Genomic DNA, 20774 nt, shown 5'->3' on the forward strand with positions numbered 1-20774 from the left:
GCTCCCGCACGAAACGGCTCGGATGACCGGCCAGATTATCGAGTGGCCAGATTATCGAGCGGGGGGATGGCCGTGGGTCGTGCCCCGCGCCGTCCCAAGGACGTCCGCGGTCACCCAGTGTGGTGCCGCAGTCCCCGCAGTACGACCTCCAGCAGGGTGTGGGCCCGTTCGCGTGCCATCTCGGCCCGGCCGGTGAGCTGGTGGACGAGAACGGAGGCGAGCAGCCCGTCGGCGACCGCGTCGAAGTCGACGCGGGGGTCGATCTCCCCGGCGTCGGCGGCGGTGCGCAGCCGTGCGGCGATCGTTTCGTGGCGTGGGCCGGTGAGCAATTCGAACAGGGGCCGGGAGTCGTCCGGGCTTTCGGTGCAGGCCGCGATCAGCGCCTGCACCAGAGCGGCGTTGTCCGGGTCCGTGCCGACAGCGGCGAAGGCATCGAGCCACTCGTGCAGATCGTGCGCGAGGTCCCCGCTGTCGAGTGGTGCCTCCACGGCCAGGGGTGCCGCGCGCACGGACAGTGCGGTCACCACGGCGTCAGCGACCAGCGCCGGTTTGTTCGGCCAGCGACGATACAGGGTCGGCTTGCTCACCCCGCTGCGCGAGGCGACCGCTTCCATGGACAGCCGGGCGTAGCCGCCGTCGAGCAGGAGCTCGCGGGCGGCGCTCAGGATCGCATGATCCGTACCGGCCCGCCGCGGCCGGCCTCGCGGCGCGGACGGCGCGGGGACCGTCGAGTCGGGGTGGTCGGCTGCGGCGGGCGTGGGGGTGACCTCGGTCATTTCCGTAACGCTACGTTTCAAAACTTAGCCCGTCCAATCCGGCGCAGACCTGACTGTCCGCCCCTGTCACCTTCCGCACGGTTCCCTCCGGCACACCGTTCCCGATCATCACGCCCCTTTTCGTTTACGCACCGTGAAGCGAAGGGTCCGGGCGCAGTGCCTGACTGTCGACGAAGTGCTGGCGTGGATCACGAACGCGGTCGGCCGACGAGGGAGGTGGCGGGAAGCGGACCGGCATCGTCGGCGAGGGCTGATGCCGGGGTGTTGCGGATGTCGGGATCTCCGGAACGAGTTCGCCCGCTGCCTTCCCGTCCGCCGCGCGGACCTGGCAGGGACCGGGGCCCACCGCGAAGACCGGATGCCGGGCCAGTCCCGGACGGTCCGAGGGCAGATCCCGACTGTGGCCCGAGGTCCGAGTACTGCTCCATCTTGATGAAAGTTAGCCAATTTGCCGACCGGGTGCCCTGGGCTGCTGCCCGGATCTGGGGCGCAGGCTGGGGCCGAAATTTCTGAGAGTTGAGGCGTGGCGGCCGTGTCCGGATCTCGTCCCGACAATTGACAAGAGATTGTCAAGGGGGGATCGTCCGTTGGGACAGCTCACGCTGATGCTCTCTCCGGTCGGCGTGAACGGTTTGTCTGTTCCACTCCATCTGTCTGTCTCGTTTCGAAGGAGAACAGCACATGACGACACCGCACTCCGCTCCCACCCTCGACACCGGAACAGGCTATGGGCGGCCCCGGTCCTCACACGACGCACGGCTGACCGAGGTGGGTCCTGGAACGCCGATGGGGGAGGCACTGCGCCGGTACTGGCATCCGGTGGCCTCCTCGGGCGGGCTCGGTGACATGCCGCACCGATTCCGCCTGCTGGGCGAGGACCTGGTGGTGTTCCGCGACGGGGCGGGACGTCCCGGGGTGGTGTTCGAGCGCTGCGCGCACCGGGGCAGCAGCCTCTTCTACGGGCGGATCGAGGAGGACGGGATCCGCTGCTGCTATCACGGGTGGAAGTTCGACGTGCAGGGACACTGCCTGGAGCAGGCGTGCGAGCCGGGCCTGGGGCGGCGCCGGGACGCGGTTCGCCAGCCGTGGTACCCGGTCGAGGAGCGCTACGGCCTGGTGTTCGTGTACATGGGGCCGCCCGAGCGCAAGCCGCTCCTGCCACGCTATGACTTCCTTGAGGAACTGGGGGAAGACGAGTCGATCTTCGTCCAGCTCGACGAGCCGGAGAGGCAGGCGACCGGCCTCCTCCACGACTACAACTGGCTCCAGGCGTTCGAGAACTCCATGGACCCGGTGCATCTGCCCTGGCTGCACTACACCCACAGCGGGCGGCAGTTCGACGGAGTGGGCGAACCTGACGGGCTCCCGCACTCGCTGTTCGACCCTTACAAGATCGCCGAACGGGTCGGCGGGCGGTACGAGCGGACCGAACGCGGAGTGATGCAGCGCCTCAGCATGGAGCGCGAGGAACCCGACGGCAGCATCCGCGCGATCGAATGGCACATGGAGGCCCAACTGCCCAACATCATCGCGCTGACCGACTTCGTGCAGGTCGTCCCGGACCGACCCCACGACTGCCTGTTGTGGATGGTGCCGTCCGACGACACGTCGTTCCGGGTGTTCATCGCGGCCCGGGCAACCAGCCCCCAGCGCCTGGCCAACGTGCTCAACGGTATCCGGCAGAACGGCAAACTGCCCTGGGAGGTGACCGAGGCGGAGCAGCACAAGTTCCCCGGTGACTTCGAGGCCCAGCGCTCGCAGGGGCCGATCACCCAGCACTCCGAGGAGACCCTGGCCACGTCGGACAAGGGGATCGTCCTGCTGCGCCGCCAGCTGCGGCAGATGGTCGATGACGTCGAAGCCGGCCATGACCCGCAGAACATCGACCCGGGTGAGACCGGCCCGTGCTCCACCACGTCCGGGTACTTCACCGCCGGTATCCGGACCGCCGAGCCCGCCACGGCCGCCGCCGCCCAGGACTCCTGAGGTGGCGGCTTCCTGGGTCGAAGCCGTCGTCACCGGCAGGGAGATGACGACGTCACGGGTGGTCGTGCTCGATCTGGAGCCGGCTGACGGCACCCTGTTCCCGGAGCACACCGCCGGGGCACACATCGATGTGCTGTGCGGCCCGCCCGGCGCCCGGGACGCACCGGTCCGGCAGTACTCGCTGTGCGGCCCGCCCGGTGACCGTGCCCGGTACCGGATCGCGGTGCTCCTGGACCAGCGCTCGCGAGGCGGTTCGCTGGCCGTGCACGGGTTCCACACCGGTGACCGGGTACGGGTCTCGGCACCGCGCAGCGCCTTCCGGCTGACGGAGGCGCGGCGACATGTGCTGTTCGCCGGAGGTATCGGGATCACTCCGCTGTGGGCTATGGCCCAGCACCTCGACAAGACGGGCGGGCAATACGCGCTGCACTACTGCGCGCGCTCGGCTGCGGACGTGGCCTTCGCCGACCGCCTCGGCGCCCATCCCCGGGTCACCGTGCACCTGGACGACGGGCCCGGCACCCAGCGGCTGGACCTGCGCCGTGACCTCGGGAACCCGGTCGTCGGCACAGCCGTGTACGTGTGTGGGCCGGGCCCGTTCATGGACCACGTCCTGGACATCGCCGCGACCCTCGGCTGGCCGCAGGACACCCTGCACACAGAACGCTTCGTCCCGGCCGCGCCCACCGGAGCCGAGCCCGGTGACGGGTTCACCGTCCGGCTGGCCACCAGCGGACACACGTACCATGTCGCACCCCACGAGAGCATCCTGGACGTGCTGCTCCGCAACGGGGTCGACGCACCCCACTCCTGCCAACTCGGCATCTGCGGCGAATGCGTCGTCCAGGTACGCGCAGGAGACCCCGACCACCGCGACGACATCCTCACCGACGACGAACGGGCCAGGGGACTGTTCACCCTCTGCTGCTCCCGTGCGAGAGGACCGTCCATCGAACTGGCCCTGTGAAGTCAGGCCCTGGGTATAGTGAAAAGATGGCTGACAAGGATTCATCAAAGCCTCGGCCGGTTGGCCGCCCTCGGCGGCGGTCGCCCGAACCACACCGCAAGCAGGATCCGGAGCGCACCCGCCGACTGCTCCTGGAGGCAGCGGCCGAGGAATTCAGCCGCCACGGTTTCGACGGGGCGAGGGTCGCCCGGATCGCCGCCGCGGCGGGCGTCGGCCATCAGCTGATCACCTACCATTTCGGCGGCAAGAAGGGCCTGTACGACGCGCTCGACCAGCGCTGGCTGGAGCGCAGCACCGCACTGGTCTCCGGGCCGGATTCGGTGGTCGAGCTGGTCAGGATGTTCGTCCACGAGGCGCATCGCGACGAGGCATGGGTCAGGACGCTGATCCGCGAGGCACTCGACGGCGGATTCCCGATCAGTGACGGACGTGTCGCGCGTCTCGTGGAGTTCGTGGAGAAGACCCGGCTGCGCCAGAAGCGCGGTGAGATCAGGGACGACCTCGACAGCGGCGCTGTCATCCTGGCCCTTTTCGTGGCATGCATGGCCCCCGTCGTCCTGCCGGCATTCGCTCGCGCCTTCGCCGGCCTCGATCCTTCCTCGGCGATGTTCGCGGACTACTACGCGGAGCAGATGGCAAGGATCGCCGGGAGCCTCGCCCCGACGGGGCCCGGACCGGAACCGCAAGGCGCCGACCCTCGTCCGTGATCCGGGCAGGATCCCGCCGGAGACGTGACCGCTGCACGCGAGCAGCCGGTGCAATCTCCGTCGGCCTCCTCATCGAGGGCGGCCAGGAAGTCTCTGGCGGGTGACTCGACACCGTCACGGGCGAGCAGGAGACGGTCGCTGTGCCCAACACGGAATCGGCCGACGAGCGCTCGCCGGGTCTGCCGCACCAAGCGCTGCCTCATCGGACCGGCTCGGCGAACGCGAGCCGGTCCGTGGCACGAAGGAGAGGTGATGATGACGCCGGGCACAAGGCGGCGATCAGTGCGCCGTTGGCAAGGACGCAGGTGCGGCGGCGCTGAGCGGCGGTAGCCCCGCACGGTGGCGACGTGGCGGTCTTCGACGGTGTGTCGATGAGCGGCGGCCTCCCGCTGCTCTCGGGCATGGTGCCGACCTGCGTGCTCCCATGGGGGGCCGGAGCAGGTGCGGATGCACGTCCAGCCGACCGCGTGTTCCTCGGCCGCCGCGTGCCGGCCGGCGACTTTCCTCACCTTGACGAGTGGGCGCGGCTCTCGCAGCGGTGGCGGGCGATGGCGGCGTGCCGTTCGGTCAATTCCCCCCACTGCCCTGCCCCGGCTGCGCGCTCGGGCCGCAGGCGGTAGGACAGGGGACAGACGGGACACCGTCGGAGGGGCGGCGACCAGCGGGCCCGGCGACCGGTCGGGCGCCTGTGTGCGCCTGCCGCCCGTGGAGGGAGTGGGATGCGGATCGTGGTGGACCTCAACCGCTGCCAGGGGTACGCGCAGTGCGTCTTTCTGGCCCCGCGGGTGTTCGAGCTGCACGGCGAGGAGGCGCTGATGTATCTCCCCCGGGTGACTGACGAGCAGCAGGGTCGTGTTCGCCGTGCGGTTGCCGCCTGCCCCATGCAGGCCATCTCGGCAGGAGGGCCCGCGGGTGCCGGGCACTGACGGGACAGCGCCCCGGCGGATTGTGATCGCCGGGGCGTCGCTGGCCGGGTTGCGGGCCGCCGAGGCCCTGCGCGAGGGCGGCTTCGCTGGGGAGCTGACCCTCGTGGGGGAGGAGACCCGGCCGCCGTACGACCGGCCGCCGCTGTCCAAAGGGGCCCTGCTCGGGCGGATCGACGCCGGGGACACGGTGCTGCCCGCCCGGCGGGAGACAGACGCCCGGTGGCTGCTCGGGGTGCGGGCGGAAGGACTCGACCTCGAACGGGGGCGGCTGCTGGTGTCCGGCGGTGAGCAACTGCCCTTCGACCGGCTGCTCATCGCCACCGGGACCCGGGCGCGGCAGTGGCCCCGGCCCGAGGAGGCCGCGCTGGACGGGGTGCTGGCCCTGCGCACCGCCGAGGACGCCGCTTTGTTGGCCCGGCTGCTGGAGGCCGGGCCGGAACGGGTCCTGGTGATCGGCGCCGGGTTCACCGGGTCGGAGATCGCCTCGGCCTGCCGGGAGCGGGGCCTCGCGGTGACCGTCGTGGAACGCGGCCAGGCCCCCCTCATCGGTGCGCTGGGCGGCATCTTCGGCTCGTTCGCCGCCGCGCTCCAGCGGGACCACGGGGTCGATCTGCGCTGCGGGGTGACGGTGACCCGGCTGCTGGGCAGCGGCGGCCGGCTCATCGGGGCGGAACTGTCCGACGGCGGGCGGATCGCCGCCGAGGTCGCCGTCGTCGCGCTGGGCGCCGTACGGAACACCGAGTGGCTGGACGGTTCGGGGCTGGCCGCCGGGCCCCGGGGGGTGACCTGCGACGCGGGCTGCCGCGCCTTCGACCGTCACGGGATCGTCACCGACGACGTGTTCGTCGCCGGTGACGTCGCTCGTTTCCCGCATCCGCTCTACGAGTTCCAGTTGCTGTCCCTCGAACACTGGGGCAACGCCGTCACCCAGGCCGAGACCGCCGCGCACAACATGATCACGCGGGGGCCGGGCCGCCGCCCGCACCTCACCCTGCCCGCGTTCTGGTCCAGCCAGTTCGGCCTGAACATCAAATCCGTCGGGGTGCCCACCTTCTCCGACCAGGTCGTCCTCGCTCAGGGCTCCCCCGCCGAGCGCCGGATGGTCGCGGTCTACGGCTACCAGGGACGGATCACCGCCGCCGTGAGTGTCAACCGGGCCAAGGCGCTGGAGTACTACAAGGGTCTGATCGAGACCGGCGCCCCCTTCCCGCCCGCCCCGGGCGCCGCCGAGGCGCAGTGGGTCCCCTCCCCGGTCCCCTCGGACGTACCCGACCCGCATCTGCTGTCGCACGGCCCGACCGCCGCTGTCACCGGGCACCTGCCGGGCCGGCCGGACCCAGGAGGCGCAGGCCCTATGCCGTGACCGTTCCGGTCCTTGCCGGTCCGGCCTGCCCGCCCCACACCGTTCCCCTCCCACACGACCGCTCCACACTGTGAGGAAGCCGCCATGCCCGCCGCCCCTTCCCCTTCCCCACCGCCGTCCGTGTCCGGTTCCCCGGAGACCCTCCTGCGGCGGATCACCGACTACACCAACCGCGCCGATCCGTATCCCCTGTACGCCGAACTGCGTGAGGCCGGGGTCGTCCGCCAGGAGGACGGCACCTATCTGGTAGGCACCTACGCGGGGGTCGCCGCCCTGCTCAGCGACCCCCGGGTCAGCTCGGACCCCCGCAACCGCACCGGCTACGACGCCGAGGGCAACAGCGACGAGCCGGTCTCGTTCATCCGGCGCGACGACCCAGAGCACGACCGGCTCCGGCGGCTCGCCATGCGCCCGTTCGGGCCGCCGCACTCCCCAGGACGGGTCGACGCCCTCCAGGGCGACATCACCCGGATCACGCGCGAGCTGACCGCAGGCTTCGCCGGACGCGACCGGATCGACCTGGTGGACGACTTCGCCTATCCGCTGCCCGTCACCGTCATCTCGACCCTGCTGGGCGTGCCCCGGGAGGACCTTCCCCGGATCCACGCGTGGGCGGATGCGTTCATCACCGCCCTCGACCGGCCCCGGGGCACCGGGTCCGAGGACGAGTCAGAGGCGGCGGAGGCCCAACGGACGGCGATCCGGGAACTGGGCACCTACATGAACGACCTCGCCGAGTCCCGTCGCGGACATCCCTCGAACGACATGCTATCCGCGCTCGCCAACGACGATGGCCCCGACGGCCGGCTCACCCCGTCCGAACTGCGGACCACCGCCGCGCTGCTGCTCATCGCCGGGCACGAGACCACCGTCAACCTCATCACCAACGGCATGCTGACGCTGCTCCGCCGGTCCGACGCCCTCGCCCTGCTGCGCGAGCGGCCCGAGCTGATGCCGTCCGCCGTGGAGGAACTGCTGCGCTACGAGCCTCCAGTGCAGCTCGTGCCCCAGCGCGCGCCGCTCGTGGACATCGAGGTGGCCGGGGTGACCGTCCCCCGAGGAGCCCCGCTGATGCTGGCCATCGGGTCCGCCAATCGCGACCCTCTGCGCTTCGCTGACCCTGACCGCTTCGACCCCGCCCGCCGTGACAACCGGCACCTGGGCTTCGGCGGCGGCCCGCACAACTGTTACGGGGCCCCTTTGGCCCGCCTGGAGACCCAGATCGCCCTCACGGAACTCCTGCGCACCCTGGACACCCCCACCCTGGTGTCCGATCCGCCTCCCTACCGCCACAGCGCCGTCCTGCGCGGGCCGCGCCACCTGCTCGTCGACCTGTAGCCCGCACCGCCCCTCCCGCGTCGGGGCCGACAGCGATCGAGGGCGGTTCCGCAACCGGGTTGGGCTTCCGCGGGGCCGTCAGCGTCGGCCCGATCAGGACCCGTCCGGTAGCCGGGCCAAGGTCGCTGCGGGATGCGGATTCCGCTCACACGCGGCACAGCGTGATCCCGAACGATTCGGGACATCACACTCCGCGACGCGGCGGGTGGTTCCGCCCGATTCTCAGACCGGACGACCAGGCACGTCCGCGGCGTTCGGCGTCTCGCGCCCGGGTGGCCCGGTGCGGGACGCGGAGGGGTCCCGCACCAGGCAGGGGTGCCTGTCGCGTGACATGCGGGAGGTCAGTCGACAGCTGGCGCAAGAGGCAGAAGCCGCCGGTAGGCGGGGACGGCGACCAAGGCGACCACCACGTGCATCACCATCAGCGCAGCGACCGCGCCCCAACTGGAGCCCTGCCCGTCACCGGAGAGCCCGAGCGGGATGTCGGGCACGAAGGAGACGAGGAGCACGACGGGCACCAGCGTCCGCAGCACTCTTTCGGGACGGGCGGCACGGGCGCGGACCGCGGCCCAGCCTCCGGCGCCGGCCAGGACACCGAGCACGGTGAAGACCCCGTAGGCCCCCAGCTGAAGTTGGATAGAGTCCTCGGAAGCTCCGGCGGCGTGGGCGATCGCCGCGACAGCGGCATTGAGGGCTGTGGCGAGGACGGCCGTGGCAAGGAGGCCGCCGGCTATGGCGGTGCCGCCGGGCTGGGCGGGATGGCGTGAGTGGTTCGCGGTCATGCTGAGAGTTCTCCAGTTCAGGTGAGGGCGGGTCGTGGTCGGCCGGCCCTCAGCCGGCGAGGACGACGGAGCGGCGGTGCGCAGCGCCGTCCTGGGCGGCGGCGATCATCCAGGCCGCGACGTCGGCACGGGCGATGGTGTCGCCCATGCGCAAGGTGGTGTCCTTGGAGAGTTGTTTGGCGGTGCCGGTGGCCGGGCCATTGGTGAGGCGGACGGCGTGGACAACGGTCCAGTCCAGGTCGCTGGCGCTCAGGGCAGCCTCGGCGGCGGTCTTGTCCTTGATGATCGCGGCCATGGTCATGCCGGTGATCGCCTTGGCGGGGCGGGACAGGCGGCCGGTGAGCACGGCGAAGGACGACATCTCGACGAAGCGGGTGACGCCCGTGCTCCCGGCGGCGCCGATGACCGCGTTCGTGGCGTCGGTGATGACGGTGCCCTTGTTCGCGCCCAGGGCGCTGATCACCGCGTCCATCCCCGTCATAGCCCTCGCGACGTCGCTCGCGTCGGTGGCCTGGCCGGTGATGACCTCCAGGCGGGCATGGGTCGTGGTGAGCTTCTGAGGCGAGCGCACCAGGGCCCGCACGCCGTGACCGGCGGCCAGCGCCTGGTCGATCAGCAGGCGGCCCGTGGCGCCGGTGGCGCCCAGTACGAGCAGGTCCATGTCGGATTCCCCTTCGGGTTCGCCGCCCGGTGCCGAACCCGGGCAGTCACTTCACGCTTAAAGTGAAAGTACCCCGAGATGACTTCATGCTTCAACTCATCGAGCGGGTGGCTGAGGTTCAAGGTGCAAGTGCGGGTAGATTCGGGAGCATGACGATTCCGGACGAAACCGAGCCGCGGTGGCTCAATGAGCAGGAGCGCCGTGCCTGGCTCGCCCTGTCCAGCGTCCTGCTGCGCCTGGACGGCGCCCTGGACGCACAGTTGCGCGAGGTGGAACTCAGCCACTTCGAGTACGGGGTACTGGCCGCCCTGTCCGAGGCTCCCGGTCGCACCCTGCGCATGAGCGTGCTCGCCGCTTTCACCGAGGGCTCCCTGTCCAGGCTCTCCCAGGTGGTGGGGAGGCTGGAGCGGCGTGGCTACGTGCGGCGCACACCCGACCCTGCGGACGGTCGCTACACCTTGGCCGCGCTGACCGGCACGGGCTACGAGAAGGTGCTGGCCACCGCCCCCGGACATGTCGCGGAGGTCCGCCGTCTGGTGTTCGATCAGCTCACCAAGGCACAGATAAAGCAGCTCACCGACATCAGTCTGCGCATCTTGCGGGCCATCGATCCCGAGAATTTCGGTTCTGGTCGGGCGTGCCGCCCCGACGCCTGACCGGCCACGGTCCAACGGGTGGGCCGCCGGGACCGGATGACACCCCGGGCGGGCCCCGGGTCTGTGCGGGGTGCGTCCGCTGCGAGCAATGATGCCGGGGAGACCACCGCCGTCTCCCGGTTCGTGATAGGTGCCGAGCGTCCTGAACAGGGTCGAGGAGGTGCATCGGGCGGTGCACGGTCATGCGGTCTGGCGGGTGCCCTGTCGCTCCCGCACCCTCGTACGCGCGCAGGTGCCCTCCTTGCTCCGTTGAGTCCCGGGAAGGGTTCGCCGCAGCCCTTGGACTGCGGAACAGGCGCCCCTCAGCGGTCACGTGTCCCCGAGTGCTGCCCGGAGAGTTCGCCGGGATCGGCCGTGAGTTGCCACCCAGCGCAGTCACCTTGGGTGGAACTCGCAGTCCGTGAGGTCAAGCCGATCGCGACGGTCGTTGGGGTCACCCCGGGTTTGGGCGACTGCCGAAGCGGGTCGAATCGATTCTTGGGCTCGACGACGTATCCCCCTTCGAAACGCTCCAGGCCCTCAGGAGTTCTCCAGCCTGGTGGCAATGCGGCACTTTCGTCCGGCACCACTTGTAGATGTACCGCTCCATGCCTGCGGAGGGTGTCCAGCAGTTCTTGCCCTGTGTCCCGGGGGTGCGGCCTGGCCATGCCGGTGGAGTACCGGCCGGCTCCCCAACACCCCGAGCCGGCTCCGATGGAGGATCGTCACGCCAGGGTGGTCTGGTCGGCGCCGAACGCCGTGGAGCCGGGCAGCGGTCCAGGGCGGCCGATCATGTCCGGGCGAGTGCCGCCTCGGGGCGTCCCACGCGGTCCGAGAGGAGTACATCAGGTGTGCGCTGGAGGCCTGAAGTACAGAGGCGAGGGCCGGACCGTCATCTCCTACCGGGAAACCGGAGAACGAGAACACACGCCGGTACCCGGCCCTCGGCTCACCGGGTTCCGGAAGACGCAGAATGCGTCACCCCCGAAACTCCCAGGCGGCTTCCTTGAGCACTATGTACCATCAAGCAGCCACATATTGCGCAGAACGCCGAACGGGACTGTCATCGAGCGACGGACAGTCAGCCCCGGGAGGTAGCGAGGATGGGCAGCACACTGGGTGAGAGCATCACCCTGGCCGAGCTGGAGAGAGATCCCTTTCCCTGGTACGCGCGGCTGCGGGCGGAGCAGCCCGTGGCCTGGGTTCCGGCCGCGCACGCGCATTTCATCACCAAGTGGGACGACGTGGTGCGGGTGGCACGGGACACGGAGAGCTTCAGTGCCGCTGTGCATGACTCGCCCCTGACCGAGGCCATCGGACCCAACCTCCTGCACAGCGACGGGACGTATCACGCGCACCGCAGGGCCCCGCTCACCGCGGCCCTGCGGCCGTCGGCGCTGCTGGTGAACGCCGAGCCGACCGTACGGGACCTGGTGTCCGGGCTCATCGGTGAACTGCGCTCGGACGCGGGCCGACAGGCCGATCTGATCAGCGCCTTCGCGGTCCCGCTGTGTGTGCGGACCCTGTGTGCCGTCACCGGACTGCCGCCCGGTCTGCCGGACGAGCAGGTGTGGGGGTGGATCGGCGCGATCACCACCGGCGCGGCCAACTACGAACGCGACCCGGCGAAGAAGGCCGCCGCGCTCGCCGCAGGCGCGGAGATCACCGAGGTGGTGAGGGACGTACTCAGGGAGGGGCCCCCGGCGGGATCGCTGCTGGAAGGGCTGGCGGCGGCCGAAACGGAGTCCGGTCCCATGACGCTGGCCGAGATCGTCTCCACCGTGCAACTGCTGGTCATCGGCGGTATGCAGGAGCCGCGCGATCTCTTCGGCATCGCCCTGGGCGCTTGCCTCGCCGACCCCGAGCTGGAGGAGGAGGCCCGTGCGGGACGGGGTGCTGTCGAACGCGTCGTGGAGGAGGCACTGCGCTGGGGCTCACCGGTCGGCACCCTCACCCGGCGAGTCGTACGACCCGCCGACGTTGCGGGAGTACGGCTGCCCGAGGGCACCGTCGTCGCAGCGGTACTGGCGTCCGCGAACCGCGACGAAGAGCACTGGGAGGCACCCGACGTCTTCGACCCCCACCGACGGCAGAGCCACCATCTCGCCTTCGGCGGCGGCGTGCACGCCTGCGTGGGCGCCCCGCTCGCCCGGACCATGGTCACGACGGCGATCACCGCCATGCTGGACACCTTTCCCTCGCTGCGACTCACCGCCGCGCCCCCGTTCCATGGCTGGGAGTTCCGCGGGCCCACCAGACTCCAGGTGGAGTGGTCGCGATCCGGAGCCGGCGGCGGGTCCGGGACCGAGGGTGGCGGCGGGCGGGCCGCCGTCGCCGTACCCGGCCCGCCGTCCGGTCCCCCTCGTCCACCCGCGCTCCTCGACGCGGTGGTCACCCAGGTGCGGGAAGAGGCGCCAGGGGTGCGCTCCGTACGGCTGGAGCTCCGGGACGGCGGTGAGCTGCCGCCGTGGCAGCCGGGGGCCCATATCGACGTACACCTGCCGGAGCCGGAAAAGTCTGGGGGCGGGCGGTCCCTTGCGCGTTCCTACTCGCTGTGCGGGTCCGTGCGGGACCGGAAGGGCTGGCGGATCGCGGTGAAGCTGGACCCTGAGGGGCGTGGTGGTTCGCGGCGGGTGCACCGGCTGAACGCCGGGGACGTCCTGCGGGTGAGCCGGCCCCGTCAGCACTTTCCGCTGCCGGACCGCCCGAGTTATGTGTTCGTCGCCGGGGGCATCGGCATCACCCCGCTGCTGCCCATGATCGAGGCCGTGGAGGCGGCCGGGCGTCCCTGGCGGTTGCTGAACGTGGTGCGCTCCAATGCCGAGGCGCCCTTCCATGCTGAACTCGCCTGTCATGGAGACTGGGTGGACTGGTGGGACACGGCGGAACGGGGGCGGCCCGACCTCGCCGCCCTCGCGCTCACCGGGGAGGAGGCGGTGGTCTGCTGCGGTCCTGAGGGGCTGATGGCCACGGCGGAGCGACTGGCGGTGGAGGGACCCGCCGTGTGGCGCTCAGCCGCGGTGTCTGTGGAGCGGTTCCACCCCAGGGCGCACGGCGCGAACGGGCCGGAGCTGCCTTTCGAGCTGCACCTGGCGGGCAGGGGCGAGGTGGTCCAGGTGGCGCAGGGGTGCTCGGCGCTCGACGCGCTGGAACGGGCCGGAGTGCTCGTGCCCTCGACCTGCCGTGAGGGGACCTGCGGGTCCTGCGAGGTGCGGGTGGTGTCGGGGGACATCGACCACCGCGACAGCCTGCTCACCCCGGAGGAACGCGCGCGCGGTGACCTGATGCTGGTGTGTGTGTCACGGGCCGCGGGTGAGGCGCTGGTCGTCGATCTCTGAATGGATCGCGGGCTCGGGGAAGGCGGGGGAGCACCTTCCCGAGCCCACGATGGTGCAGCCGGGCCGTCGTCCGGTCTGTCGACCGGACGACGGTCATCCGGTCGTCCGTGCGGTTCACCGTCGGACCGGAGGTCGGCCGTCTGGATCGGCTGGCCGGACCGCCCATCGGCCGTCCGCCGGTCCGACGGTCCGTCGGTCACGCCTCGCGCTGCGGAACCTCGATCAGCCGGGGCTCCGTCGCACTCATCCCCACCTTCACCAACTGGGTCAGCTCGTCCAGCGACTCGACGCGCTGGGCCGCCACGCCGTACCCTTCGGCGATCTTGACGATGTCCACGTCGGGGACGTCGAGATACGAGCCCTCCGGGACGCCGAGCAGTCGGGAGAAGCCGCTCAGTGCCCCGTAGCGTCGGTTGTTGGCGACGATGAAGGTCACCGGCACCCGGTAGCGGGCCGCGGTCCACAGTGCCGAGGTCGTGTACTGCATGGCGCCGTCCCCGATCAGCGCCAGCACCGGACGGTCGGGGCGGGCGAGCCGCAGGCCGATGGCGGCGGGCATGCCCCACCCCAGTCCACCGGCCGCGGGGAAGAAGCGGGACTGTGGATGGGTCGTCATGAGCCGGTCGATACTGCCTGTCCCGGAGGTCCATTCGAAGCTGATCACGGCGTCGTCGGTCTTGCCGCGATCGATCGCGTCGGCGATCGCCTCGGCGGTGAACGCGGGACCGGAGGTGTCGGCCACAGGCAGCGCCTGCGCCTCGGGCCGCGGCCGGGTGCTGACCGGGACGGTCGCGACGAGCCGTGCCAGGGCGGCGGCCGGGTCGCCGATCACGACGTGTCCGAAGGGGGCGCGCGCGGCTTCGTCGGGATCGTCGGTCACCCCGTGCACCGCCACCCCGGCGGGGAGGAAGTCGTCCTTGCTGGGGGCGTGGTAGCGGAAGAGCGGCGCGCCGAACACGAGGATCAGGTCATGGCCGTCCAATGCCTTGGCCAAGTCACCTGCGGCGGAGGCGAGTTGGCCCCGGTAGTAGGGGTGCGTGGTCGGGAAGGGCGCCCGGGGCGCGCTGGGGGCGTTCCACACCGGTAGCCGTGAGCGCTGCGCGAACGCGATCGCGGCAGGGTAGCCGATCGGTGTGTCCACGCCGGGGCCCAGCACGAGGACGGGGGCGGACGCCTCGGCGAGGGCCTGGACCAGCGGCTCCAGCGCCGAGTCAGGGGCGACGGGGTGCCCGTGGACCGAGCGGTCCAGGAGCTGGCGCTGTGTGGCGGCGTCGGCGGGCCGGTCCCAGTCGTCCAGCGGAACGGAGAGATAGACCGGGCCCGCCGGCGCGCTCTGGGCGAGCAGCAGCGCCTTCGACGCCAGCAGCGGAGCGTCCTCGGGCCGCAACGGCTCCCCGGACCACTTCACCAGCGGATCGCACAGCTTCGTCGCGTCGACGTTGGTCAGCAGCGCGTTCACCGGGTGGTAGCGACGGGACTGCTGCCCGGCGGTGATCAGCAAAGGCGTGTGACTGCTCGCGGTGTTGGTGAGACAGCCCATGGCGTTGCCCGTGCCGGAGGCCGCGTGGAGATTGACGAAACCGACCGTGCCGGACGCCTGGGCGTAGCCGTCGGCCATGGCGATCGCCGCGCCTTCCTGAAGAGCCAGGTAGTACGGCAGCTCGTCGGGGAGATGGCGCAGGAAGGGCAGCTCGTTGGAGCCCGGATTGCCGAAGACCGCGCCCACCCGGTGCTTGAGCAGGACTTCGCAGAACGCCTCACCGACCGATGCCATGGTGCCTCGTCTCTCACCGGGAGTCCGGTGCCTTGCGTCTCCGGTGGCGGGACGACTTACGTGCACGCCACACCTTCCAATCCCCGGAACACTAGGTCACCTAAAAACTAGAGGTCAAGGTGAATGTCCGCCTGCGGGCTGCCGACCGCTGTGCGGGCTCCTCGGACGATCGGGTCAGTCACCTACCTTGACTCTAGGTCTCTAGAGGATTAGGTTGCGGATATGAGTGTGGATGCCGGGGCGAGGAAGTTCGCCCGTGAGAGGGTCTCGGACCTGATCTACGAGGACCTGCGTGACCGGATCCTGAGCGGCGCTCTTCCCCACGGCGCGAGACTTCCCGCGGAGCGGGACCTGGCCGCCGAGTACGGCGTGAGCGGGCAGACGGTCCGCGAATCGATCCGGGCGCTCACGGCCATGGGCCTGGTGTCCTCGAAGCAGGGGCGTGGCGCCTTCGTGACGGCCCGCAGCGACAGTCTGACGGCGTTCTCCCTGGCCTCCGTCATCCAGCTGGACAAGCTGGGGGTGGCCGATGTCCTCGGTGTCCTCGGCGCGCTGCTGACCCACGCGACGGCGCTCGGCGTCACCCGCGCCTCGGACGAGGACCTCGCCCAGCTCCGCGAGAGCGCGGAGAACATGCTCGTACCCAGCCCGGAGAAGTCCGCGGAGAATCTGAGCGTCTTCCTGCGCCGGCTGGCCGCGGTCGGTCACAACCCGCTGCTGACCGTGCTGTGCGGATTCCTGATCGACGTTCAGGTACGTCTGGCGCTGGAACTGGGCACCAAGAGGCCCACCGCGTGGAAGAAGGCGGCCGGTGCGCTTCAGGACGACCGGATGGCCCTCGTGGCGGCCCTGGAGGCCCGCGACGCGGAACGGGCGGTCATGTGCCTGGAGACGTACTCCGACCGGATGCGCGAGCTGATCGACACGGCGTCACAGTCGAAGCGGTTCCGGCTCACCGACACCGATTTCGCCCGGCTCGTCTCCCAGCTGTCGGCGGATCAGAAGAAGCTGCTCGACTGAGCCCGAACCGCCGGGCAGGATACCGCCACGGTCGGCGACCGAAGTCGCACTGAGCTCGGCGATCGGTGCGCACCGGAGGGAGTGGTCCATGCAAGCACCTCACAGTGAATCGGTGCTCTCCCGCACCGTACGGATCATCGAGGCGTTCAGCCCCGATGAACCGGTGCTGACCGTGTCCGAGATCGCCCGCCGCTCGGGGCTGCATGTGGCGACCGCCTCCCGGCTCGTGGGCGAGCTGGTGGCCCACGGCCTGCTGAGCCGGGATGCCGACCGAAGGGTGCGTCTCGGCGTGCGGCTTTGGGAACTGGTCACCCGCGCGTCCCCCACGCTCTCCCTGCGCAACACCGCCCTGCCCTTCATGGAGGGTGTGCACGATGTGGTCGGCCATCACGTCCAGCTCGGTGTGCTGGACGGCGAGGAAGTGCTGTTCCTGGAGCGGCTCACCGCCCCCGGCAGTGTTGTCAACTACACCCGGATCGCGGGACGGCTGCCTCTGCACGCCTCCTCCAGCGGACTGGTCCTGCTCGCCCACAGCGCGTCGGCCGTCAAGGAACACGTGCTCGCGAGCCCGCTCACCGTCTACACCCCTGACACCCCGGCCACACCCGCCCGCCTCCGTTCCCTGCTGGCCGAGGTACGCAGCAGGGGATACGCGTACTGCCCCGGCTTCGTCCACGAGGAGGCGCTCGGCATCGCGGCGCCGGTCCGCGCGGCGAAGGGCGGTGTCGTGGCCGCGCTGTCCGTGATCGTCCCCAACGGCGCCACCGGACGCGCGGTGCTCCCCGTCGTACGGACCGCGGCTCGCGGCCTGTCCCGCGCACTGGGTGGCTGACCAGGCTCCGCAGGCACCGGGCCGCTGGGCTGCGTCGAGGATCCGCGAGTGTTCGCGGGGCCCACAGGCATCGGAAATCCCGCGGGTGGGGCGCGGAGGACAAAACTCCCCTCTCGCTGAGTGAGAAGCCTCTCGCGCCCCGCCCCCGTCCCCGCGCATCCTTCCTGCATTCCTCAGACGGGAGGCGACATCGTGGTCGCAGACAATCGGCGTGCCGCCGAAACAGGCCTCGAGACGGCCGCGCCGCGTGAGAGCGTGCCGAACACGGTGATGCTGGTGGTCCGGAACAAGGAGGCGGTGGCCGAGGGCGTGGTGTCCCTGACGCTCGCCCGGCCGGACGGTGGACGACTGCCGGACTGGGCGCCGGGGTCCCACATCGATCTGGTCCTGCCCGGCGGAGTGACCCGCCAGTACTCGCTCTGCGGGGACCGGTGGGACGCGCACGCCTACCGCGTCGCCGTGCTCCGTGAGCCGGACGGGCGCGGCGGATCGGCCCAGGTCCACGACCGGCTCGCCGTCGGCGACCTCGTCGGCGTGGGCGGCCCGCGCAACAACTTCCCCCAGGTCCCGTCCCACGGCTTCCTCTTCATCGCCGGAGGCATCGGCATCACCCCGCTCCTCCCGATGATCCACCAGGCCGAGTTGCTGGGCGCGGACTGGCAACTGCTGTACGGAGGGCGCACCCGTGCCTCCATGGCGTTCGCCGACGACCTGGCACGGGCCCACGGCGAGCGCGTCCACCTCGTCCCGGAGGACGAGTACGGGCTCCTGGACCTGGCGTCGTGGCTGGGCCGCGCGGTGCCGGACCGCAAGGTGTACTGCTGCGGCCCCGCCCCTCTGCTCGCCGCAGTGGAGCAGCACTGCGCCCACTGGCCGGCCCACAGCCTGCGCACCGAGCGGTTCACCGCCTCCGAACTCACGGCGCCCGTGCACCAGGCGCCCTTCGAGGTCGAGCTGCGCCGCACCGGACGCACGGTGACCGTCACCCCCGACGTCTCCGTGCTCCAGGCCCTGCGCGGCGTCGGAGTCGATCTGCTGTCCTCCTGCGAGCAGGGCACCTGCGGCACCTGCCTCACCACGGTCCTGGACGGTGTCCCCGACCATCGTGACTCCGTGCTCGCCGACCATCAGCGGGCAGCTAACGACTGCATGTTCCCGTGCGTGTCCCGCTCCCGGGGCGATCGCCTCGTCCTGGACCTGTGATCCCCCTCAACCCCCGTCCCATCAGCGCCCCGATCGCTGGAGCCGCCATGACCGACCTCCTGGCACCATCCGTGGTGCCCCCCACGAGCGACGCGGACCCCTTCGCCGACGAGCATCTGCGCGACCCCGGGCCGCTGCACCGCGCCCTGCGTGAGGCGGGCCCGGTGGTCCACCTGGCGCGCTACGACGTCCACGCCCTGGCCCGTTACGAGGAGGTGCACGCCGCGCTGGTCGACTGGCAGACCTTCGAGTCCGGTGCCGGAGTGGGCCTGTCCAACTTCCGCCACGAGAAGCCCTGGCGCCCGCCCAGCCTGCTGCTGGACGCCGACCCGCCCGCCCATGACGCCCCGCGCCGGGTCCTGCGCGAGATCCTCGCCCCGCCCGCCCTGCGCCGGCTGAGCGCGGCCTGGCGATCGGTCGCGGAGGACCTGGTGGACGACGTACTGGCTCAGGGCGCCGAGTTCGACGCCTACGCCGCGCTCGCCAAGGCGTTCCCGCTGCGGGTCTTCCCCGACGCGGTCGGCCTGCCCCCCGGCGACCGGGACAACCTGCTGCCCTACGGCAACGTGGCCTTCAACGCCTTCGGCCCCCGCAACGCACTGGTCGCGGCCGACGCCCACCGGGTCGCCGAACTCTCCGCATGGGTGAACGCGCAGTGCGTGCGCGAAGTTCTCGACGACGACGGCTTCGGCGCCCGGATCTGGGCCGCCGCCGACCGGGGCGACCTCACCCACGAGCAGGCCCCGCTGGTGGTCCGCTCCCTGCTCACCGCCGGGGTCGACACGACCGTGCACGGCCTGTCCGCCGCGCTGTACGCCTTCTCCACCCACCCCGAGCAGTGGCAGCGGCTGCGCGAGCGGCCGGAGCTGGCCCGGGTCGCGTTCGACGAGGCGGTCCGCTGGCAGTCCCCGGTGCAGACCTTCTTCCGCACGGCCACCACCGATGTCACCGTCGCGGGGACCGTGATCAGGGCGGGCACGAAGATCCTCATGTTCCTCGGATCGGCCAACCGCGACCCGGCACGCTGGCAGGACCCGGACCGCTTCGACCTCGCCCGGGACCCCTCGGGGCACGTCGGATTCGGCATGGGCATCCACCAGTGCGTCGGCCAGCACGTCGCCCGGCTGGAGGCAGAGGCCCTGCTGACGGCGCTGGCCCGCCGGGTTGAGCGCATCGAACTGGCCGGGGAACCAGAGCGCCACCTCAACAACACCTTGCGCGCGTGGGCCTCCCTCCCGGTCCGCGTCCACCGGGCCGCCTGAGCCACCCACTCCTGTCCCTTCCCCACTCCGTAATCAACCCCCCCCGCAGTCAACGGAAAGGTGTTTCCCATGCCCCAGCAGGTAAGTGGTGTCGTGGTCCGAGCCAAGGGCGAGGAGGCCGGCGTCGAGACCATCGTCATACCCGACCCCGGTCCGGGCGAGGCCGTCGTGCGTGTCCAGGCGTGCGGTGTCTGCCACACCGATCTGCACTACAAGCAGGGCGGCATCAGTGACGACTTCCCCTTCCTGCTCGGCCACGAGGCGTCGGGTGTGGTGGAGTCCGTCGGCGCGGGGGTCACCGACGTGGCGCCCGGCGACTTCGTGATCCTCAACTGGCGTGCCGTGTGCGGCCGGTGCCGCGCCTGTCTGCGCGGGCGCCCCTGGTACTGCTTCGACACCCACAACGCGAAACAGCGGATGACGCTCACCGACGGCACCGAGCTGTCCCCGGCCCTGGGCATCGGCGCCTTCGCCGAGAAGACCCTGGTCGCCGCCGGGCAGTGCACCAAGGTGGACCCGGCCGTGTCACCCGCCGTGGCCGGGCTGCTGGGCTGCGGGGTGATGGCCGGCATCGGCGCCGCGATCAACACCGGCAATGTGGGCCGGGGCGACACCGTCGCCGTCATCGGCTGCGGCGGCGTCGGCGCGGCGGCCGTCCTGGGCTCCGCACTGGCCGGGGCCGCGCAGATCATCGCCGTCGACATCGACGACCGTAAACTGGAGACCGCCGCGCAACTGGGCGCGACCGCGACGGTCAACTCGCGGGACACGGAACTCGTCCAGGCGGTCCGCGACCTCACCGGCGGCTTCGGCGCCGATGTCGTCATCGACGCGGTCGGCCGCCCCGAGACCTACCGGCAGGCGTTCTACGCCCGGGACCTGGCCGGAACAGTCGTCCTGGTCGGCGTACCGACCCCCCAGATGCAGCTGGAACTCCCACTGCTGGACGTCTTCGGACGCGGCGGATCGCTCAGGTCGTCGTGGTACGGCGACTGCCTGCCCTCCCGTGACTTCCCCCTGCTGATCGACCTGCATCTGCAAGGACGCCTGGAGCTGGACGCGTTCGTCACCGAGACCATCGGACTCGACGAGGTGGAGAAGGCGTTCGCGCGCATGCACGAGGGTGATGTGCTGCGCTCGGTGGTGGTGCTGTGATGACCGTCCGCGTGGAGTGTCTCGTCACGTCCGGGGAGTTCACCCTCGA

17 protein-coding genes are annotated in these 20774 nt (G+C 71.0%); 13 read left to right on the forward strand and 4 right to left on the reverse strand.

Annotation, left to right across the window (positions count from 1 at the left end; translation table 11 throughout):
- Positions 1-110: 110 nt before the first annotated feature.
- Positions 111-776, reverse strand: a complete 666-nt coding sequence (locus ACFRFC_RS06400; protein WP_382691954.1) for a TetR/AcrR family transcriptional regulator — start codon at positions 774-776, stop codon at positions 111-113.
- 681 nt (positions 777-1457) lie between these two features.
- Between ACFRFC_RS06400 and ACFRFC_RS06405 the strand changes: the two genes are divergently transcribed.
- The 6 genes from ACFRFC_RS06405 (at position 1458) to ACFRFC_RS06430 (ending at position 8063) form a co-directional block, all read left to right on the forward strand.
- On the forward strand, positions 1458-2762 hold the full coding sequence (locus ACFRFC_RS06405; protein ID WP_382691953.1) for a Rieske 2Fe-2S domain-containing protein: 1305 nt from the start codon (positions 1458-1460) through the stop codon (positions 2760-2762).
- Between the two features lies 1 nt (position 2763).
- A complete protein-coding gene (locus ACFRFC_RS06410; RefSeq protein WP_382691952.1) occupies positions 2764-3729 on the forward strand; it encodes a PDR/VanB family oxidoreductase in 966 nt (321 codons plus the stop codon).
- A 26-nt stretch (positions 3730-3755) separates the two neighbouring features.
- Complete coding sequence (locus ACFRFC_RS06415; RefSeq protein ID WP_382691951.1) at positions 3756-4436, forward strand: TetR/AcrR family transcriptional regulator; 681 nt, start codon at positions 3756-3758, stop codon at positions 4434-4436.
- A gap of 719 nt (positions 4437-5155) precedes the next feature.
- Positions 5156-5362 carry a ferredoxin gene (locus ACFRFC_RS06420; RefSeq protein WP_382691950.1) on the forward strand — a complete coding sequence of 69 codons (207 nt, stop codon included), beginning with the start codon at positions 5156-5158 and terminating at the stop codon, positions 5360-5362.
- Positions 5349-6725 (forward strand): NAD(P)/FAD-dependent oxidoreductase, encoded by a 1377-nt coding sequence (locus ACFRFC_RS06425; RefSeq protein WP_382691949.1) that lies wholly within the window; start codon positions 5349-5351, stop codon positions 6723-6725. The genes ACFRFC_RS06420 and ACFRFC_RS06425 overlap by 14 nt, the downstream gene beginning before the upstream one ends.
- An 84-nt stretch (positions 6726-6809) precedes the next feature.
- On the forward strand, positions 6810-8063 hold the full coding sequence (locus ACFRFC_RS06430; protein ID WP_382691948.1) for a cytochrome P450: 1254 nt from the start codon (positions 6810-6812) through the stop codon (positions 8061-8063).
- 341 nt (positions 8064-8404) lie between these two features.
- Here the strand turns inward: ACFRFC_RS06430 and ACFRFC_RS06435 are convergent, their stop codons facing one another.
- Together ACFRFC_RS06435 and ACFRFC_RS06440 are read right to left on the reverse strand one after the other, a co-directional pair.
- Positions 8405-8845: a DUF6069 family protein gene (locus tag ACFRFC_RS06435; RefSeq protein ID WP_382691947.1), complete on the reverse strand. Its 441-nt coding sequence runs from the start codon at positions 8843-8845 to the stop codon at positions 8405-8407.
- 49 nt (positions 8846-8894) lie between these two features.
- Positions 8895-9506: an NAD(P)-dependent oxidoreductase gene (locus tag ACFRFC_RS06440; protein WP_382691946.1), complete on the reverse strand. Its 612-nt coding sequence runs from the start codon at positions 9504-9506 to the stop codon at positions 8895-8897.
- 149 nt (positions 9507-9655) lie between these two features.
- Between ACFRFC_RS06440 and ACFRFC_RS06445 the strand changes: the two genes are divergently transcribed.
- Together ACFRFC_RS06445 and ACFRFC_RS06450 are read left to right on the forward strand one after the other, a co-directional pair.
- Positions 9656-10162, forward strand: coding sequence for a MarR family winged helix-turn-helix transcriptional regulator (locus tag ACFRFC_RS06445; protein WP_382691945.1), 507 nt, complete (start codon positions 9656-9658; stop codon positions 10160-10162).
- A 1082-nt stretch (positions 10163-11244) separates the two neighbouring features.
- Complete coding sequence (locus tag ACFRFC_RS06450) at positions 11245-13479, forward strand: cytochrome P450 (protein ID WP_382691944.1); 2235 nt, start codon at positions 11245-11247, stop codon at positions 13477-13479.
- Between the two features lie 196 nt (positions 13480-13675).
- On the opposite strand, the gene mdlC is transcribed toward ACFRFC_RS06450, so the two are convergent.
- Positions 13676-15253: a benzoylformate decarboxylase gene (gene mdlC, locus ACFRFC_RS06455; protein ID WP_383112587.1), complete on the reverse strand. Its 1578-nt coding sequence runs from the start codon at positions 15251-15253 to the stop codon at positions 13676-13678.
- 222 nt (positions 15254-15475) lie between these two features.
- On the opposite strand from mdlC, the gene ACFRFC_RS06460 reads away from it, so the two are divergent.
- The 5 genes from ACFRFC_RS06460 to ACFRFC_RS06480 all read left to right on the forward strand — a co-directional run bounded on the left by ACFRFC_RS06460 (position 15476) and on the right by ACFRFC_RS06480 (position 20725).
- Complete coding sequence (locus ACFRFC_RS06460; RefSeq protein ID WP_382693776.1) at positions 15476-16273, forward strand: FadR/GntR family transcriptional regulator; 798 nt, start codon at positions 15476-15478, stop codon at positions 16271-16273.
- An 88-nt stretch (positions 16274-16361) separates the two neighbouring features.
- Positions 16362-17105, forward strand: a complete 744-nt coding sequence (locus tag ACFRFC_RS06465) for an IclR family transcriptional regulator (protein WP_382693775.1) — start codon at positions 16362-16364, stop codon at positions 17103-17105.
- 270 nt (positions 17106-17375) lie between these two features.
- Positions 17376-18308 carry a PDR/VanB family oxidoreductase gene (locus tag ACFRFC_RS06470; protein WP_383112590.1) on the forward strand — a complete coding sequence of 311 codons (933 nt, stop codon included), beginning with the start codon at positions 17376-17378 and terminating at the stop codon, positions 18306-18308.
- Between the two features lie 47 nt (positions 18309-18355).
- Positions 18356-19570, forward strand: coding sequence for a cytochrome P450 (locus ACFRFC_RS06475; RefSeq protein WP_383112588.1), 1215 nt, complete (start codon positions 18356-18358; stop codon positions 19568-19570).
- Positions 19571-19639: 69 nt separating this feature from the next.
- Positions 19640-20725, forward strand: a complete 1086-nt coding sequence (locus ACFRFC_RS06480; RefSeq protein WP_383112589.1) for an S-(hydroxymethyl)mycothiol dehydrogenase — start codon at positions 19640-19642, stop codon at positions 20723-20725.
- Positions 20726-20774 lie beyond the last annotated feature (49 nt).

The organism is Streptomyces sp. NPDC056734, assembly GCF_042790455.1.
Taxonomy (GTDB): domain Bacteria; phylum Actinomycetota; class Actinomycetes; order Streptomycetales; family Streptomycetaceae; genus Streptomyces.